Source organism: Providencia sp. PROV_01, from assembly GCF_053098325.1.
Genome location: NZ_JBRFKD010000002.1, coordinates 1076938 through 1094085, shown reverse-complemented (window position 1 = coordinate 1094085; position 17148 = coordinate 1076938). Strand labels below are relative to the sequence as shown.

At 41.0% G+C, this 17148-nt stretch carries 12 protein-coding genes; 5 read left to right on the top strand and 7 right to left on the bottom strand.

Annotated elements, in window-relative coordinates:
* Nucleotides 1-14: 14 nt before the first annotated feature.
* From yajC to queA, 3 genes are all read right to left on the bottom strand, one after another.
* The gene (gene yajC / locus ACU696_RS05545) at nt 15-347 is read right to left on the bottom strand and encodes a preprotein translocase subunit YajC (RefSeq protein ID WP_004905542.1); all 333 of its coding nucleotides are present in this window, start codon (nt 345-347) and stop codon (nt 15-17) included.
* Nucleotides 348-441: 94 nt separating this feature from the next.
* Nucleotides 442-1569 carry a tRNA guanosine(34) transglycosylase Tgt gene (gene tgt, locus ACU696_RS05540; RefSeq protein WP_004914630.1) on the bottom strand — a complete coding sequence of 376 codons (1128 nt, stop codon included), beginning with the start codon at nt 1567-1569 and terminating at the stop codon, nt 442-444.
* Between the two features lie 89 nt (nt 1570-1658).
* Nucleotides 1659-2729 carry a tRNA preQ1(34) S-adenosylmethionine ribosyltransferase-isomerase QueA gene (gene queA / locus ACU696_RS05535; RefSeq protein WP_109911878.1) on the bottom strand — a complete coding sequence of 357 codons (1071 nt, stop codon included), beginning with the start codon at nt 2727-2729 and terminating at the stop codon, nt 1659-1661.
* 567 nt (nt 2730-3296) lie between these two features.
* Here queA and ACU696_RS05530 point away from each other — a divergent pair.
* From ACU696_RS05530 to ggt, 3 genes are all read left to right on the top strand, one after another.
* Entirely contained in the window at nt 3297-3908 is a 612-nt protein-coding gene (locus ACU696_RS05530) for an acyl carrier protein phosphodiesterase (RefSeq protein WP_196719803.1), read from the top strand.
* 217 nt (nt 3909-4125) lie between these two features.
* Complete coding sequence (locus tag ACU696_RS05525) at nt 4126-4728, top strand: peroxiredoxin C (RefSeq protein ID WP_209102257.1); 603 nt, start codon at nt 4126-4128, stop codon at nt 4726-4728.
* Between the two features lie 238 nt (nt 4729-4966).
* Nucleotides 4967-6733 carry a gamma-glutamyltransferase gene (ggt, locus tag ACU696_RS05520; protein ID WP_209102259.1) on the top strand — a complete coding sequence of 589 codons (1767 nt, stop codon included), beginning with the start codon at nt 4967-4969 and terminating at the stop codon, nt 6731-6733.
* Between the two features lie 57 nt (nt 6734-6790).
* Here ggt and brnQ read toward each other — a convergent pair whose 3' ends face one another.
* The 3 genes from brnQ to phoB form a co-directional block, all read right to left on the bottom strand.
* Nucleotides 6791-8116 (bottom strand): branched-chain amino acid transport system II carrier protein, encoded by a 1326-nt coding sequence (brnQ, locus tag ACU696_RS05515; RefSeq protein WP_004914636.1) that lies wholly within the window; start codon nt 8114-8116, stop codon nt 6791-6793.
* 490 nt (nt 8117-8606) lie between these two features.
* Nucleotides 8607-9917: a phosphate regulon sensor histidine kinase PhoR gene (gene phoR, locus ACU696_RS05510; protein WP_004914637.1), complete on the bottom strand. Its 1311-nt coding sequence runs from the start codon at nt 9915-9917 to the stop codon at nt 8607-8609.
* Nucleotides 9918-9940: 23 nt separating this feature from the next.
* Nucleotides 9941-10630, bottom strand: coding sequence for a phosphate regulon transcriptional regulator PhoB (gene phoB / locus ACU696_RS05505; RefSeq protein WP_004914638.1), 690 nt, complete (start codon nt 10628-10630; stop codon nt 9941-9943).
* 250 nt (nt 10631-10880) lie between these two features.
* Between phoB and sbcD the strand changes: the two genes are divergently transcribed.
* Nucleotides 10881-12095 carry an exonuclease subunit SbcD gene (gene sbcD, locus ACU696_RS05500; RefSeq protein ID WP_164528429.1) on the top strand — a complete coding sequence of 405 codons (1215 nt, stop codon included), beginning with the start codon at nt 10881-10883 and terminating at the stop codon, nt 12093-12095.
* A 1-nt stretch (nt 12096) separates the two neighbouring features.
* On the top strand, nt 12097-15780 hold the full coding sequence (locus ACU696_RS05495; RefSeq protein ID WP_447343046.1) for an AAA family ATPase: 3684 nt from the start codon (nt 12097-12099) through the stop codon (nt 15778-15780).
* A gap of 47 nt (nt 15781-15827) precedes the next feature.
* Here the strand turns inward: ACU696_RS05495 and ACU696_RS05490 are convergent, their stop codons facing one another.
* A complete protein-coding gene (locus ACU696_RS05490) occupies nt 15828-17111 on the bottom strand; it encodes a cystathionine gamma-synthase family protein (RefSeq protein WP_109911872.1) in 1284 nt (427 codons plus the stop codon).
* Between the last annotated feature and the right edge of the window lie 37 nt (nt 17112-17148).

Sequence of the window (17148 nt, the reverse complement as noted above, 5' to 3'; positions counted from 1 at the left end):
CGGGAGAATCAGAATTAAATTGCTTTCATTGTGCCTTTAGGTAAAACAGCAGCAACGAAATCACGTTTGATGGTTACTTCTGTGTTCTCACTCAGCTCAAGAACCACATAACCGGTTTCAGACACTTTAGTTACACGTCCGATTAAACCGCCAGTTGTTAAAACTTCATCACCTTTAGTGATAGATTCCATCAATTTACGGTGTTCTTTCGCACGTTTTTGCTGTGGACGCAAAATCATGAAATAGAAGATCAGCGCGAAAACAACAAGCATGATAACCATAGTGTACGGGCTACCTTGCGCTGGTGCACCTGCTGACGCCGCTGCTTCAGAAATAAAAAAACTCATTCAACTTTCCTCATTGTTTTATTGAAAGCAATTTTACATACAAAAAAGCTAAGTTTGATATGCTACACAGATTAATGGCATTTCGCACTTAAATTCATTCGATATTTAATGAAGGTTCAGGTTTACCAATCTTTTGGTAAAAATCTTTAGCAAACTCTTCAAAATTCCCATTTTCAATGGCTTGGCGAATACCGGCCATCAAGCGCTGGTAATAACGTAAATTATGGATGGTATTGAGCCTTGCACCAAGAATTTCATTACATCTATCAAGATGATGCAGATAAGCGCGGCTATAATGACGACAAGTATAGCAATCACACTCAGCATCCAGTGTTGATGTGTCTGATTTATACTTAGCATTACGAATTTTTACCACGCCATTTGTCACAAATAAATGCCCATTTCGCGCATTTCGTGTTGGCATCACACAATCGAACATATCGATTCCGCGACGAACCCCTTCCACTAAATCTTCAGGCTTACCAACCCCCATTAAGTAACGAGGTTTTTCCGCTGGAATTTGCGGGCAGACATGTTCTAAGATTCGATGCATATCTTCTTTCGGTTCGCCAACGGCTAAGCCGCCTACAGCGTACCCATCAAAGCCGATTTCCACCAGCCCCTTAACTGAAATATCACGTAAATCTTCGTAAACACTACCTTGAATAATACCGAATAAGGCATTTTTATTGTTAAGTTCGTCAAAACGTTGGCGGCTACGTGCAGCCCAACGCAGCGACATTTCCATTGATGTCTTTGCATAGTCCCAATCTGCTGGATATGGCGTACACTCGTCAAAAATCATGACAATATCTGAACCGAGGTCATACTGAATTTCCATCGACTTTTCAGGACTTAGGAAAACTTTTTCACCGTTGATTGGGTTACGAAAATGCACACCTTCTTCTTTAATTTTGCGCATCGCACCAAGACTAAAGACCTGAAAGCCACCTGAATCGGTTAAAATTGGGCCTTGCCATTGCATAAAGTCATGGAGGTCACCATGCAACTTCATAATTTCTTGCCCAGGGCGCAACCACAAGTGGAAAGTGTTCCCTAATAAGATTTGAGCACCAGTCTCTTTAACTTCTTCCGGTGTCATGCCCTTAACAGTACCGTAGGTTCCTACTGGCATAAATGCAGGGGTTTCCACCACACCGCGCTCAAAAACTAAGCGACCACGGCGTGCATTGCCATCGGTCGTTTGTAATTCATATTTCACGTTTGCCTCCTAGCAGCAGAAAAACAGTCTGTTGCTATTGATAATATTAATTTGCTAAGCAAGCAGCCGATGCCACCGCTTCAAACTGATTACTCACCAATTTTCTCGAATCGAGCATTTGTATTGGGGGTAATGAACATAGCATCACCATAACTAAAAAAGCGGTATTTTTGTTCAACGGCTTCTTTATATGCATTCATGGTGTTTTTGTATCCAGCAAACGCAGAAACCAACATAATTAATGTCGATTCCGGTAAGTGGAAGTTGGTGATCAGTGCATCTATCACCTGATATTCATACCCTGGATAAATAAAGATTTGGGTATCATCAAAAAATGGAGCAATTAAAGCATCTTGGCTCGCTTTTGCGGCACTTTCGAGCGACCGAACGGACGTTGTTCCAACAGCGATAACGCGGTTACCTCGTGCTTTACAGGCTAAAACAGCGTCTACGACCTCTTGTGGCACTTCTGCATATTCAGAATGCATAATGTGATCTTCGATAGTATCAACTCGTACAGGTTGAAAGGTACCGGCTCCCACATGCAATGTTACAAACGCCATTTCTACGCCTTTTTGGCGCAATGCTTCAAGTAACGGTTCATCAAAGTGTAAGCCCGCCGTTGGTGCTGCAACAGCCCCTGGTTTTTCACTATATACGGTTTGATAAAGTTCTTTATCTGATTCTTCATCAGGACGATCAATATAAGGCGGGAGAGGCATATGACCAATTTGGTTTAGAATGCTTAATACATCACGTTCATCGTCAAAACGCAGTTCAAACAATGCACCATGACGCGCGACCATCGTCGCATTCACGCTTTCATCTTCGCCTAGCAGTAATTCAGCCCCTTCTTTTGGTGCTTTTGATGCCCTAACATGAGCGAGCACGCGGTGTTCATCCAACATACGCTCAATCAGAACTTCAATTTTACCACCGCTAACTTTGCGCCCAAATAACCGTGCGGGGATCACGCGAGTGTTATTGAACACCAGCAAGTCACCATGCTCCAATTTTTCTAGAATATCGGTAAAAACACCATGCGTGAGCTGCCCTGAGCCGCCATCTAGGCTTAATAAACGGCAAGCACTACGCTCAGCCTGCGGATAATGGGCAATCAGTTCTTCAGGTAATTCAAAAGTAAAATCAGAAACACGCATTGTATTGACATCAATCTAAAAAAACAGGCGACTAGTCTAGTGCCGCACTGACTTTGGCGCAAGAAATAAGCGCAAGATCGGACAAAAAACCACCATTTTTTAACAAATAATTTGTTAGCAAAAAATTCTGCATACTATTTATCCATTCAAAGAATGAATGATTTCAATTTCAATAAACTTTTATAACAAATTGATTTCGACTTTTTTCTACTCGATAGGTATACCCATGAATTTCAAATTAGAGGAATTCTTTATTCCTCTGTCAAGTAATGTCCTGTGAGTTTCGAATTCAACATAATTACTGCTATAGTTTGAGCAATCAAAAAGTTAGCTAAGCTGCGTTGCATGTCCTATGGATTTCGAATCACAGGTAGGCAACTTACATAGATTCGAACTATCAAGAATATTTTTTCTTTTGTTTCTCAATGTTCATACCCCATGAATTTCGAATTAGAGCAAGGCAGCAAGCAAATTGATCCCTAGGAGCATACATCAGTATGTGACTAGGGTCGATTTGTGCAGCTAACACAGCTATAATTTGAAAGGCATCGGGTATATCATAGGAGGATGAATTACCTAGCTCACCTCCACCTGGCCCATCTCGCTGGCAGCTCCTTACTCGGCAACATCATGGCTGACTACGTCCGCGGTAACCCTGTGGGCCTTTACTCCCCCGAAATTGTCTCTGGTATCTTTATGCATCGAACTGTCGACCGCATTACAGATACTCACCCTTTAGTCAAAGAAGCTAAATTGTTATTTCGTGATGAATATCGCCGTGTTGCCCCCATAACATTGGATTTAGTTTGGGACCATTTTTTATCGCTGCATTGGTCAACTATTGAGCCATCAATACCGCTAGTAGACTTTGTACGTGACTGCCGAAAAATAATTGAGCCGCAGCTTTGTCATACCCCTGAAAAATTCCAGGAGTTAAATGAATATCTCTGGCCTCAACAGTGGCTAATACGCTATGCAGATAAAAATTATATTGGAAAATCACTGAGTGGGATGGCAAGAAGACGCCCCAAGCTCAGTGCGCTAAGTGGTTCATTTGATGATTTTTTATTGCAGTATGATGCGTTAGAAACTATTTTCTTTCAATTTTATCCGCAAATGATGGCTAATGCGCTGCAACATTTTTTTGTACAGACTGTCACAATTAACACAAAGGAATAAATTAAAGCTTGCACTTTAGTGGAATAAAACTATCTTATTGATATTAATTTGATAAATCAGTATTATTGATAGTTAAAACCTATCACAATAATCGGTTTAAATGACTTTATTGTCAAAAGATCTTTTTCTATTCTTTCAGAAGTCTAAATCCACACTATTTATCAGTGATTAAATAGACAGGACAAAAAACTTTAATTCAAACTCATAGGAGTAAATTATGGTTCTGGTAACACGTCAAGCCCCTGACTTTACTGCAGCAGCTGTTTTAGGTAACGGTGAAATCGTTGAAAACTTCAACTTAAAAAAACACATTGCTGGTAAACCTGCTGTCATCTTCTTCTGGCCAATGGATTTTACTTTCGTTTGCCCTTCAGAGCTGATCGCATTTGACCGCCGCTATGAAGAATTCCAAAAACGTGGTGTAGAAATCATCGGTGTTTCTTTTGACTCTGAGTTTGTTCATAACGCATGGCGTCAAACATCCGTAGATAAAGGCGGTATTGGTGAAGTTAAATACCCAATGGTTGCTGATATCAAACGTGAAATCATGGCAGCATACGGCATCGTGCACCCAGATGCAGGCGTTGCCCTGCGTGGCTCTTTCCTCGTTGACAAAGACGGTATTGTTCGCCACCAAGTGGTTAATGACCTACCATTAGGCCGTAATATCGACGAAATGCTGCGTATGGTTGACGCGCTGCAATTCCACGAAGAGCACGGTGATGTTTGCCCAGCTCAGTGGGAAAAAGGCCAAGAAGGTATGAATGCATCTCCAAAAGGCGTTGCTGACTACCTGACTAAAAACTCTGCAAAACTGTAATTCGTTACGCGAGTTTTAGAAAAGCGGGCATCAAGCCCGCTTTTTACTTTTGTGAACCAAGTCTATCTTTTCTCTTCCTACTCGCAATTATTCCACTCAGTTAACAATTCTTAACTCAAATACTCAATGTTTTGTATTATTGTGTGCTATACATTAAAAACACAAATAATTAACAAACTATTCATATTGAATATTTGTGCGATAGAACAACTCAATTAACCCTAACTGGGAGATACGAATGATAAAAACATCATTACGCCCTGCGGTTCTATTTCTTTCCTTACTTGTTTCTAATCAGCTGTATGCCGCTTCTGAACCTGCCGTTGAAGCAAAAAAAGGTATGGTTGTTTCCTCCCAACATTTAGCATCACAAATTGGGGCTGATATTCTAAAATCAGGCGGCAATGCTATTGATGCCGCTGTTGCGGTAGGATATGCACAAGCCGTAGTTAACCCTTGCTGTGGCAATATCGGCGGTGGTGGCTTTATGACTATTCATCTAGCCGATGGCAAAGATTTATTTATTAATTTCAGAGAAACCGCGCCCGGTGCCGCTAGTGCAGATATGTATTTAGACAAAGACGGTAAGTTAATCAAAGATGCGAGCCTATATGGATACCTCGCGTCAGGTGTACCAGGTACCGTTAAAGGCCTAGACTATGCCTTAGAAAAATACGGTACGATGAGCCGCCAGCAAGTAATGGCGCCGGCTATTAAATTAGCAAGAGAAGGCTTTGTGCTGACTAGAGCGGATACTGATGTCCTCGACACCACGACAGAACGTTTTAAACAAGACCCAGAAGTCGCACGTATCTTCTTAAAACCGGATGGTCGTTCTTTCCAACCCGGTGACTTGTTAGTTCAGACCGATTTAGCTAACACCTTAGAAAAAATTGCCCAAAATGGCCCTTCTGCTTTTTACAAAGGAGAAATCCCCAAAATTGTGGAAGAAGCCTCTAAGAAAAATGGCGGCATCTTAACCGCAAAAGATTTTGCAGATTTTACTATCACAGATACAGCGCCTGTTAGCTGTACCTATAGAGGCTATCAATTTATTTCTGCACCACCACCAAGTTCAGGTGGAGTGACTATCTGCCAAACGCTTAATATCTTAGAAGGGTATGACCTCAAAGAAATGGGCTTTAACTCCGCGGACTATATTCATACTCTAACGGAAGCGATGCGCCATGCTTATATGGACAGAAATACCTTCCTCGGTGATCCTGAGTTTGTCGATAACCCAACGGAAAAGCTACTCAGCAAAGCCTATGCAGAAGAGTTACGCAAAGAAATCAAACCCAACCAAGCAACGCCATCCACGCAAGTTCAACCAGGAATAGGGCCTCACGAAAAACCGGAGACCACGCATTACTCTGTCGTCGATGAAAAAGGAAATGCGGTTTCAACTACTTACACGATTAATGGTCGCTTTGGCTCTGTGGTGATCCCGCCCGGAACTGGCTTTTTCTTAAACGATGAAATGGATGACTTCACCACCAAAGTAGGTGAAAAAAACCTGTATGGTTTAGTACAAGGTGAACGCAATTCTATTGCACCAGGTAAGCGCCCACTGTCATCCATGAGCCCAACTATCGTGACGAAAGATGGCAAAGTATTTCTAGTTCTCGGTTCACCCGGAGGCTCACGAATTATTTCGATTACGCTGCAAACCGCTTTAAATATTATCGACCATGGTATGCCACCACAAGAAGCCGTTAATGCACCGCGTATTCACCACCAGTGGCTCCCTGATGAGGTTTATTATGAGCAAAGAGGCGTTTCTAAAGACACCTTAGCACTACTCGATAAAATGGGTTACCAGATGGTTGAACAAACACCGTGGGGTGCCGCCGAGCTGATTATGGTCGCGATCCCTGAAGGAGCTGGTGTTAGTGCCAAATCTTCGGGTAATGATTCCGCTGTTTCAGGGAAAGTTCGCGAAGGTTTCATTTATGGCTCTAACGATGTACGTCGCCCAGCAGGGAGTGCTGTCGGTGTTGATTAATGGCCTAATAAAATAGAAAAAGGAGCTATTTAGCTCCTTTTTTGTAATTTCAATTAATTACACTTGCTTATGCTGTGCAGCAGGTGACACAAACTTATCGCATAAAATAGCCACGACCATCACAACAACAGTTGGTAATACCCAGACTAAGTCTTGTTTATACAGTGGCATTGCTGTCATCCATTCAGGAATATAACCTTTAAGATGGTCTGACGCTTTTACGGCACCGATTAAACCGACGACAAAGCTAACTAACATTGTCGGCGCAATCACTATCGTTGGGTTTTTCCACCACTTCAAAGTAAAGCTTAATAAAATTAAGACAATACAAGGTGGATAAATTGAAACTAGCACGGGTAATGAGAAGGCGATTAACTTACTCAAACCTAAGTTTGAGATCACCATGGAGAACACACCCAAGATCAATACCAGTTTACGGTAAGAAATCGGTACATAGCGGCTAAAGAACTCGGCACAGGCACAAGTTAAACCCACGGCAGTTACCATACAGGCAACAAAGATTAATACCGCAAGGAAGAAGCTACCGTAATTACCAAAAGTATATTGAACATAGGTATGTAAAATATCAGCGCCATCAGCAGGGTTTGGAATTAACGAACCGCTATTCTCACCAAGCTTAAACAAGGACAAATAGACCAGAGTTAATAATACCCCTGCAATTAACCCTGCCCACATAGTGTAACGGGTTAATAGTGAAGAGTTTTCGATACCCCTTGAACGCGCCGCATTAACAATAACGATACCAAATACCATAGCACCAAGGGTATCCATAGTTAGATAACCATTGATAAAGCCATTCGAGAAAGCCATCTCACGGTATTCTATTGTAGAAGGGATCGGATCCCCCGCAGGCCACATGACAGCCGCAATACCCAAAATAGCCAAGGCTAACATTTTTACAGGTGCTAAAATGTGCCCAACGCTATCGAGCAGTTTTCCGGGATATAGTGAAATACCGATAACTAAAACGAAGTAAACTACGCTGTAGATAAGTAACAGCATATCGGACTCACCACCGAATAAAGGTGCGATACCGACTTTATAGGATACAGTCGCCGTTCTTGGCGTTGCAAATAGAGGCCCTACAGACAAATAAGCAACAACCGCCAATAGTAACCCTGCCGTTTTGCCAACGGGTGTACTGAGCGCTTCAATGCCCCCACCCACTTTAGCTAGCGCAATAACGGTTAAAACAGGTAAACCCACGCCTGTAACCAAAAACCCTAGTGCCGCAGTCCAAACTTGTTCCCCTGCCTGCAAGCCAACCATGGGGGGAAAGATAATGTTTCCTGCCCCTACGAATAACGCAAAAGTCATAAAGCCTAATGCGATGATATCTCTTGATGATAAACGATGAGCCATATTATGTTATTTTTAAGTGACAAAATAGAAAATTATGGGTTTACACTTAGCAACCCTTTGAAATATATATAGCGAGATAGAATTCTGATAAACATACTGTTAACAATATAAAAAAGCATGTTTGTTTGTATCATACGAAATGAAAAGTCAAAAAACAGAAAAATTCGCCAATAACTGACAACAAGTAGAACTTTTATAGGGCAAAAAGGCAATAGCAAACCGAAAAACAAGAATAAATAACTAAACTAATTTTCAGAACTAGTGATTACTTTCAGTAAAATCCCAATACTCGTTATATGCTTTGCTCGAAAAATGAACAACTCGTCTTTTTCTGGTGATTAAAATTGATTATTTAACAGAATATATAATTAATGTGATAGCAATAATCAGCATTAAATATATATGTTTTGAATTTAATACAGGTATGGATTGATAAATAGAAATAATCCACTTTATTAATATTTTGATTATATTAACAAAGTGGAATTATTTACCCATTTTTAAGTTTTTTGTCATCAACAATAAATACTGGCGGTAAAGTAAATGAAAACTCACTCCCTTTACCTAATTGACTTGTTACCACCAATTGGCTGCTATGGTGCTGTAATGCATGTTTAACAATAGCCAACCCAAGGCCGGTACCTCCACCGCCTTGGCGGGAGCGTGCTTTATCTACCCGATAAAACCGTTCTGTCAAACGAGGAATATGCTCTGTAGGTATCCCTTGCCCGTTATCTCTCACACTAAAACGAGCACCCTGACCATTTCTTTGCCATTCAACCCAAATTTTGGTGCCTTCTGGCGTATGGCTGATTGCGTTATAGACTAAATTCGCCACTGCACTTCGTAATTGTTCTTCATTACCATGGACACGCAATTTTTCATCAACATGAAATTCAAACTGGTGGCGCCCTTGGCTTAAACTTAACGCTTCTTGCTCAATCATTTTGAGAATGACAGGGATATTCACTTGCTCATCAAGGTTAATTTGAGGAGCAATTTCTATACGTGATAACTGCAAAAGCTGTTTAACCAAGTTATCCATACGATGAGTTTGCTCTTGCATGACATGCAGTGCTTTTTTATTGGCCGCAGTGACATTTTCTTGGTCATCCATGACTTCAAGGTAGCCTTGAATGACAGTAAGAGGAGTTCGTAATTCATGGCTTACATTCGCAAAGAAGTCCCTACGGGCCTTTTCCAAACGGCGTTTTTCTGTCACATCTCGAGCTACCATCAATAACTGCCCTTCGGTATACGGCAAGATACGAAATTCAACAATTTCACCACTATTGAGCTCGATAGTCAGCGCTTGGTCATAACGCTTAATGGTGAAGTATCGGCTAAAATCTGGGTAACGTAATAAATTAAAAATATGTTGGCCATTATCTTCAGGCCAACGGAAACCGAGTAAAGCCTGCGCATGACGATTACACCAGAAGATATTCCCTTCTGTTGTCATCATAACCACGGCATCAGGTAGTGATTCTGCACCACTACGAAACCGTTTAATTAACTGGCCTAGCTCACGACGGCGTTTACGATTACGTTGTTGCATCTGGTAGATGCCATAAAATATCGGTTCCCACCCTCCTTTCCCCTCGGGTGGTAACATGCTTTTATCGAGCCACAACCAGTAAGAAAGTTTAAGTAGGTTATACCCATGCCATGTCAGTGCAGCAAGTAGCGATATCACTAATAGCCACGCTAGGTGGCCAATAAAAACCGATAAGATAAGGGCGGGTAAGATAAATAAAAACAGCCCCCAAATCAGCTGCTTAATCGATAAACGTTCAAGCACGCATGCCTCTCCCTTTGTGGTTTTTAGTAACGGATAGAAAAACGATAACCTGTACCGCGTACAGTTTGTACCATTTTATCATGACCTTCCGTCTCTAGTGCCTTTCTTAACCGCCGAATATGGACATCAACGGTTCTATCTTCCACATACACATTGGCTCCCCATACATAATTTAGTAGCTGTTCTCTACTATATACGCGTTCAGGGTGAGTCATGAAGAAATGCAGTAATTTATATTCAGTTGGCCCCATATCGATAGGGATTTCATTGCTGGTCACACGATGAGAAGTAGGGTCTAACGTTAACCCATTCATTTCAATAATATCTTCCGTCGCCATTGGTGAAATACGACGTAAAATTGCCTTTACCCGAGCGATTAATTCCTTTGGTGAAAACGGCTTAATCAGATAGTCATCCGCGCCAACTTCCAAACCTTTTACGCGGTCTTCTTCTTCTCCTCGTGCGGTTAACATCATGACAGGAACGTCACGTGTTGCGCTATCACGCTTCATATGCTTAATTACTTGGATACCGGAGCCCCCTGGGATCATCCAATCCAGTAGTACGAGATCGGGTAGAGGGTCAACGAGTTGTGCAATCGCACTGTCATAATCATCAGCTTCAATAGGCTGAAAACCATTCTGTTCTAATACAAAACAAACCATTTCTCGGATGGGCGCTTCATCTTCAACAACTAGAATGCGTCTTGCCATGATTGTTCCTGTAAAATTAAGAAGACATTTAAAATGTGAAAGTATTATGCGTCACTTTTATGACAGAATTATGAATATCAATGAGCAAAACTCATATTAATCTTTATTTTAGCGGTTAAATGTCATTTAAGTGAAATATTTCCGCAACATGGTAATAAAGCCGCAAACATCCCTCAACGAGTTATCTGGATCAGGTATACTTAGTTATCGAACGCTCGTGCACATTATTGTTGATAGGAATTGATAGCTCATGCGCATTATTCATACTTCAGACTGGCACCTTGGTCAGTATTTTTTTACCAAAAGCCGTGCGCCTGAGCACCAACATTTCTTGAATTGGCTCGTTGAACAAGTGGAATTACATCACGTTGATGCAGTCATCGTTGCTGGTGATATCTTCGATACAGGCTCTCCGCCTAGCTATGCACGTGAACTGTACAACAAATTTATTGTTGATTTACAAAAAACAGGCTGCCAATTAGTCATTTTAAGCGGTAATCACGACTCAGTTTCTGTACTCAATGAATCAAGTGCTCTACTTCGTTACTTAAATACACAAGTCATTACGTCGGGAAGTGAGCCCCATGTTGTTACCTTAGTCAATAAACAGGCTCAACCTATTGGTTTAGTCTGTGCCATTCCTTTTTTACGCCCTCGAGATATTCAACTAAGTATTGCAGGACAAAATATTGAAGAGAAACAACGCTCGCTGCAAACAGCTATTCATGATCATTACCAAGCCAGCTACCAACTCGCGCTAGAACAGCGAACCGCTTTGGGGCTGGATATTCCAATTATTGCAACAGGCCATTTAACTGTTGTCGGCGCAGCCTTAACTGACTCTGTACGAGATATTTATATTGGTACGTTAGATGCGTTTCCTTCAGGGGCTTTTCCGCCTGCTGACTATATCGCCCTTGGCCATATTCACCGGTCCCAAGTGATTGGAGGACAAGAAAATATTCGCTACTGCGGTTCACCTATTGCATTGAGCTTTGACGAAACAACACAACAAAAAAGTGTCTGCCTTGTTGAATTCAGCGGAAGTGAATTGACTCAAATCACACCACTGGAAATCCCGACTATTCAGCCATTACAAAGTATTAAAGGCTCCTTAAACCAAATAGAACAGCAATTAGAGATATGGAAAGATTACCAAGGTGATAAACCGGTTTGGCTTGATATTGAAGTTGCTTCACAAGATTACCTCGCTGATATCCAACAACGTATTGAAGCTTTGACACAAGACCTCCCAGTCGAAGTCGTAATACTACGCCGTGCACGCAAGCAAATACAGGGACAAAGCCAAACCTTGGCCAATGAAACATTGAGTGAACTCACCGTAGAAGACGTTTTTTTACGCCGCCTTGCTCAAGAGTCTTTAGAAGATCCTGAGCGTGAACAGCGTCTATTCCAGCTATTTCAACAATCTTATGACGCATTGCAACTGAGCAAGGAAAGTTAATATGAAAATTTTAAGTTTACGTTTAAAAAATATTAACTCTCTTAGAGGTGAATGGAAAATTGATTTCACTGAAGAGCCATTTGCTAGCAATGGCCTGTTTGCCATTACGGGTGCCACCGGTGCAGGAAAAACGACCTTATTAGATGCGATTTGCCTCGCGCTTTATCACCGAACACCGCGTTTAAAAACCATTTCTAATGCACAAAATGAACTGATGACTCGCCATACAGGGGAATGCCTCGCGGAGGTAGAGTTTGAGGTCAAAGGTAAAGCTTATCGAGCCTTTTGGAGCCAACGACGGGCTGGAGGGAAACCTGATGGCAATTTACAACAGCCTAAAGCTGAGCTTGCAACGGTTGCTGATGGTAAAATATTGACCGTAAAAATCACAGAGATAAAAGAATTAGTGGCGCAAATAACAGGGCTTGATTATGAGCGTTTTACTAAATCCATTTTACTCTCCCAAGGGGACTTCGCGGCTTTTTTAAATGCCTCTGAGAAAGAACGCGCTGATTTACTTGAAGAAATTACAGGCACCGAAATTTATAGCCAAATTTCAATTTATGTTTTTAATCAACACAAGCAAGCCAAAATTGACTTAGATTTGCTAAAAGCAAAAGCGCAAAACATTAATTTACTCACAGAAGTAGAACATCAAGAATTATTGGTACAGCAAAACGATTTGCTTGAACAAGAAGCACAAACCAAGCAACAGCGTGCTCGCCACCAACAAGGGGTTAATTGGTGGCAACAATATCATCAACTCACCCAGCGCATGCAATCACTTGATGAAGAACTCAAAAAAAACGAACTTGAGTTCCAAGCCGCGCAACCTCAATTAAAAAGATTAGCTGATAGTGCCCCTGCGGAATCCCTTCGTCCATTATGGCAGGAAGTTGAACGACAACAGCAACAACTCACTGAATACACGAATAAACAACACCATTTGAAACTTAGCTTGCAAACCCAACAAACTGAGCGCACCCCACTGCAAGAAAAGTTGTTTAAATCGCAATCCGAGTATCAACAACACCTTGATTTTGCCAAACAACAACATCAATTGATTGATGAAACAGTCAGGCCTCTTGATAACCAAATTGCACAATTGAAACAGCAACAATCTGAAATTAAACAGCAAATTGAACAACAACAAATCACTCTTCAGCAAAAGCAATGCTTAGTTAGTGAAACGCAAAGTCAGATCCAAAATGCGTACATTGAGTTAAAAAAACACAATATATTCCTAGAAGAACACCCAAAAGACGCTGAGCTCAGTTCACAAATAGGCAGTTGGCAACAACAAGGCCATTTTATTTTCGAATTAGCTGATAAACTGGCCAGCTTGCCCGAAAAACAACAGATACTTTCAAATGAAGTCGAGCAGTTACAGCGGCAACAGCAGCAGCAAACAGAGAAATTATCCCAAAAACGTCTCGAGTTAGAGCACAGCACTGTAGCGTTCAAAAAACAAGAAGAAATCTACAAGCGAAACCAAGAAAAACATGACATTAACACCATCAATCAACACATTGAACAGCTACAAGCACGTTTGCAACATGCTAAGTTATTGCCATTAATATTATCTCAATGCCTTAATGCGCAAACGCAAAAACAGAAACAGCTCCAAAAAGATGTTGAATTAGCGCAAGATATCACCACTACGCAAAAAGCGTTGAGCCTTGCGGTAACACATATTAATGAATTGACCCCACTCATCAAACTAACCAATGACAAATTACAATTAGAACAAAAAATTGTCAGCCTAGAGCATGAGCGCCAGCAACTAATAGCAGGTAACCCCTGCCCATTATGTGGTTCAACAGAACACCCGGCAGTTAACGATTATCAATCAATCCATCTCAGTGAAACACAGCAACAACTCATTGAACTAACAAATAAACTCGACCAATTAAAACAACAACAAACTCAGTTAGAATCACAACTTCACACACAAAAACAACGTCAAAACGAAAATTTACAGCAACAGCAGCAAATCAATGAACAATTCGATGTATTTAACCAACAGTGGCAAAAGACATGTGAGCAAGCACTCACACCTGAGTTGGCCCAAAATGAACAAGCCGTTACGCTCTTTGTTAATCAATTAACAGAGCAATTGGCGACGCAACAGAAAATAGTTGTGGATATGGCTGCTCTTGAGCGTGAATACCAGCAAACCAAACATCATTTACACGAACAACAAGCAAGCTTTACCCAGTTGCAATCAGACCTGTTATTAGTCGAAGAACGCTTAAAAAACCAAACACAACAACATGATGAGTTGCAAAAAGAACAGAGCCAATTCCAACAACGTAAACAGAGACAAATAGAGCAGTGGCAATCTACCCTAGCGCCATTTAACTTAAATGTGCCAGATAAAGATAAGTTCGATGAATGGGTTCTCGATATTACTCAGCGAAGTGAGCGTTTTAATAACCAAAAAATGGCGGCGCAAACACTTAGCCAACAAATTGAGGTCAATAATGCCACATTAAAAGTTGAGTCAGAGCAACTCAATATTCTCAATCAACAAATTGAACAAGAAAGAAATCGCCTTAAACAAATTGAGTTAGGTTTAGAGCAAAAAACAGCGCAACGAAAAACACTGCTTTCTGGCTTAGCTATCAGCCAATTTATTCAGCAGTTGAATGACAAACAAACCATACTTTTCCAAACTCAGGAACAATTAAGCAAACAACTCAATGAGGTTGATAAAGCCATCGCATCTATGAATGGAAGTTATCAAGAGCTCATTGACGCCTGTGAAAAAACAAAACTGGCGCAAATACAAGCTAATACCCTGTTTACTCAAGCACTTATGGATAGCCCATTTCGTCATCAACAAGCTTTCCTTGATGCGTTAATCAGCCATGAAGAAAAACAACAATTAGAAGCACTAAAACAACATATTAACCAAGCTCGCATACAGTGTGAAACGCGTTATAAAGAGGGGGTGCAGGCTATTGAAGCACTGAATCAACAGCGTATCACTGATTTTTCAGCGCTTAATGAAACGCAATTACAAACAATTGTTACTCAGTTCGATGAAGAAATTAAGCAAATAAACCAAAAACAAGGCCAGATAATTAACCAGCTCAGTACAGACAAGCAACTGCGCCATCAACAACAAGATTTGCTGCAACAAATAGAAAAAAGCCAATTAAGTTATGATGACTGGAGCTATCTCAGCTTACTTATTGGTTCTGCTGAAGGAGATAAATTCCGACGTTATGCGCAAGGCTTAACTTTGGACTGTTTAGTTTCTTTAGCAAATCAACAGCTTGAGAAACTTCATGGCCGCTATTTATTACAGCGTAGCCACCAAGCAAACCTTGAATTACAAGTTATTGATGGCTGGCAAGCGGATAGCATTCGAGATATTAAAACCCTTTCGGGTGGGGAAAGTTTTTTAGTGAGTTTAGCATTAGCTTTAGCGCTATCCGATATGGTAAGTCACCGTACACAATTAGAATCGCTCTTTTTAGACGAAGGTTTTGGTACTTTAGATGCAGAAACGTTAGATATTGCCCTTGATGCATTAGAAAGTTTAAATGCATCTGGCAAAACTATTGGCGTAATTAGCCATGTGGAAGCAATGAAAGAACGTATTCCCGTCCAAATTGCAGTGAAAAAAGGCAATGGGCTTGGCTTTAGCGAACTTCCCGCACAATATCGCATCACCTAACTCAATTTAGTGACCATTCAGGGTGGGAAATTTCCCCACCCTGATGATTAAATCGCCTCTAATGCTAATTCCAATGCATATTTAAGGTCATTCACATTTTCAATACCTATAGATAGACGAACTAAATTATCACTAATACCGATTTGCTCTCTGACCTTTTGAGCAACACCTGAATGAGTTGTCGATGCCGGATGGCTAGCGAGCGACTCAGTTCCCCCTAAACTAACCGCTAATTTAAAGATTGCTAAGTTGTCTAGAAAACGAAATGCATCCGCCTCATTATTCCCTACATTGATAGAGAAAGTTGAACCCGCTCCTGTACATTGTTTTTGATAAACTTGATGCTCTACACTCGCTTTCGGAAAAAAAGCAGGAAAATGCACTTTACTGACTTTAGGGTGCTGATGGAGATATTCAGCTAATATTTTTGCACTCTCATTTGCCCTTTCCATACGTAATTGTAATGTTTCTAACGACCGCCCTAACATCCAGCTAGAGTGAGGGTCAAGCTGTGTACCGATGGCATTACGTTGAGCTTTTACTTTCTTGACTAGCTTCTGACTTCCAACCACCGCACCTGCGACTAAGTCTGAATGCCCTCCCACATATTTAGTTAGTGAGTACACACTCAAATCTGCACCTAACGACAAAGGCTTTTGAAACACAGGCCCTAGCAACGTATTGTCGCAAATGACTAACGGAGTTTGCCCATTTTGCTTCGCAGCTATCTGCTTAGCCACATGGCTAATTAATTCAATATCAACAAGTGTATTCAATGGGTTAGATGGTGTTTCAATATAGATAGCCGCAATTTTTTGCTCTTTCCCGACTCGATTAGCAACTTCTAAGATGGATTTCTGCTCGTACCCATTTTGAAATGGAACCGAAGTTATTCCGAAACGAGCCAACGTGTTTAAAAATAGGGTTTCAGTTCCACCATAGAGTGGCTGAGAGTGGAGTAGTACATCACCCGGTTGCAATACTGCCATTAAGCAAGTTGTAATTGCCGACATACCGGAAGAAAATAGTGCTGCGCTTTCTGCACCTTCATACAGGGCTAGTCTATCTTCAACAATCTCACTATTTGGGTGGTTAAAACGTGAATACACCAGTCCTTGTTTCTGGTTTTCGCTTGTTTGTGTGCGCCCACTAACTAAATTAAAAAAATCTTTTCCTTCCTGAGCAGTTTTAAATACAAATGTAGATGTCAGAAAAACAGGCGGTTTAATTGATCCTTCTGAAAGCTTAGGGTCATACCCATAACTCATCATTAAAGTTTCTGGGGATAATTCTTTACCTTGTAAGTCCTTTTTATAGCTTTGTTCTGACATTTTTAGCTCCAATACGGTTTATCATCATATCTCTAAC

Excerpts from the sequence above, each read along its gene's own strand:
- yajC (WP_004905542.1), bottom strand. The coding sequence starts at position 347 with ATGAGTTTTTTTATTTCTGAAGCAGCGGCGTCAGCAGGTGCACCAGCG.
- queA (WP_109911878.1), bottom strand. The coding sequence starts at position 2,729 with ATGCGTGTTTCTGATTTTACTTTTGAATTACCTGAAGAACTGATTGCC.
- ACU696_RS05530 (WP_196719803.1), top strand. The coding sequence starts at position 3,297 with ATGAATTACCTAGCTCACCTCCACCTGGCCCATCTCGCTGGCAGCTCC.
- ACU696_RS05525 (WP_209102257.1), top strand. The coding sequence starts at position 4,126 with ATGGTTCTGGTAACACGTCAAGCCCCTGACTTTACTGCAGCAGCTGTT.
- ggt (WP_209102259.1), top strand. The coding sequence starts at position 4,967 with ATGATAAAAACATCATTACGCCCTGCGGTTCTATTTCTTTCCTTACTT.
- brnQ (WP_004914636.1), bottom strand. The coding sequence starts at position 8,116 with ATGGCTCATCGTTTATCATCAAGAGATATCATCGCATTAGGCTTTATG.
- phoB (WP_004914638.1), bottom strand. The coding sequence starts at position 10,630 with ATGGCAAGACGCATTCTAGTTGTTGAAGATGAAGCGCCCATCCGAGAA.
- sbcD (WP_164528429.1), top strand. The coding sequence starts at position 10,881 with ATGCGCATTATTCATACTTCAGACTGGCACCTTGGTCAGTATTTTTTT.
- ACU696_RS05495 (WP_447343046.1), top strand. The coding sequence starts at position 12,097 with ATGAAAATTTTAAGTTTACGTTTAAAAAATATTAACTCTCTTAGAGGT.
- ACU696_RS05490 (WP_109911872.1), bottom strand. The coding sequence starts at position 17,111 with ATGTCAGAACAAAGCTATAAAAAGGACTTACAAGGTAAAGAATTATCC.